Source organism: Yersinia sp. Marseille-Q3913 (genome assembly GCF_963892745.1).
GTDB classification, from domain to species: domain Bacteria; phylum Pseudomonadota; class Gammaproteobacteria; order Enterobacterales; family Enterobacteriaceae; genus Yersinia; species Yersinia bercovieri.
Genome location: NZ_CAWQAF010000073.1, coordinates 1 through 1,259 on the forward strand (window position 1 = coordinate 1; position 1,259 = coordinate 1,259).

Sequence of the window (1,259 nt, forward strand, 5' to 3'; positions counted from 1 at the left end):
CTGTTACGGATATTCCTGGTTGAGCGCATCAGTGCTGACGGAGTTTGACTATGACCAGACGTTTACAGACCAGCGGACCGAACCGCCAGAAACCGTCACTTACCGTGATTTTCTGGGTGAAAGGTATTTCCTGCACCTGGACGCGCTGAAAGCCTTGAGTGTGAATGATGAAGTGCGCGTGTTGTTCTGCTTTCAGGGTTGATCCAAATGCCAGAAATGACAAAGGACATCCTTTCGGATGTCCTTTGTCATAACAGGTACTGCAAATTTGAATTAGTATTTTTTTACAACCTTGTTTGGTTGACTTCTCCGCTCTCGAAGTGTGTGTACATTCTGATCCTTACGATCTGGCCGTACACGGGCGCAGCGCGGGTGACGTTCGATAATTTATAGAGCAGGGCCACTCATACCAGCTCTAAAACCAAACCCAGTTTGCACTTATTTGTCTGGCTCTGAGATGAATACTAGCCATTCCACACATATAATGCAAGTAATTGTACCGGCAAAATTGTCACATACTTACTTATCATTTTGTTGAGCCAAACAGCGTTAAAGCCTCGATCTGCACTGTCGGGTAGCGATGCCGAAGGATGTCGCTGGCACAAACTAATGACGTGCCAGTTGTCACCATATCATCAATCAAAAGTACCCTACGCGGCGGTACTACCGCAGGTAAGTGCCCCCACATAAGTGGATTAATATATGGGCGCAGAGACGTTCGTGAGATAGCTTTAATCTGGAACGCCGTCTGAGGGCTGTTGTACTTAATGAAACGGTTCACAGCCTCACGAATAGCAGAACGGTCGGTAGCTTTAATCTGGAGCGCTTCCAGGTTCTTTAGCACCTGTTGAGCGCTTATTTTTACCATAGCACCGTGATGACAAACACCAACACCGCTCCTCGAACATACCCTATTGGCAAACAAAGCCGTGAGATTGCTTGAAGATGGTAGTGGCAAGAGCCAGTCCCATTGGAAACCAGCAGCAACGTACACGGGCAAATCCATCACTGCGCGGCGTGTGGTCTGGAGCTGGTGCATTCCCTTTAGCGCGTACAACATCGGGCTGTTATCACCCGGCGGATCTTTCACTCCACGCTTACCCTTTTTACCTTTTGTCCGAGAAAAGATTGATGTGACCTTTAAGCCATTTGACAGGGTTAAAACCGTTGGATTCCCTGCCGGGGTTGTCACGCTGTAGTTATTATGCGAGTGATCAACGGTAACTAACCGATTTGCCACATCAACCGTAAAGCCCACG

The 1,259-nt window shown here is 48.0% G+C and carries 2 protein-coding genes; one reads left to right on the top strand and one right to left on the bottom strand.

Features of this window, described 5'->3' with window-relative positions; all coding sequences use genetic code 11:
• Nucleotides 1–202 (top strand): hypothetical protein (locus AACW11_RS18150; RefSeq protein ID WP_212587048.1); only part of this gene is annotated, 202 nt, incomplete at its 5' end.
• A 324-nt stretch (nucleotides 203–526) separates the two neighbouring features.
• Here AACW11_RS18150 and AACW11_RS18155 read toward each other — a convergent pair.
• A partial coding sequence (locus tag AACW11_RS18155) for a phosphoribosyltransferase (protein WP_249192973.1) occupies nucleotides 527–1,259 on the bottom strand: 733 nt, incomplete at its 5' end.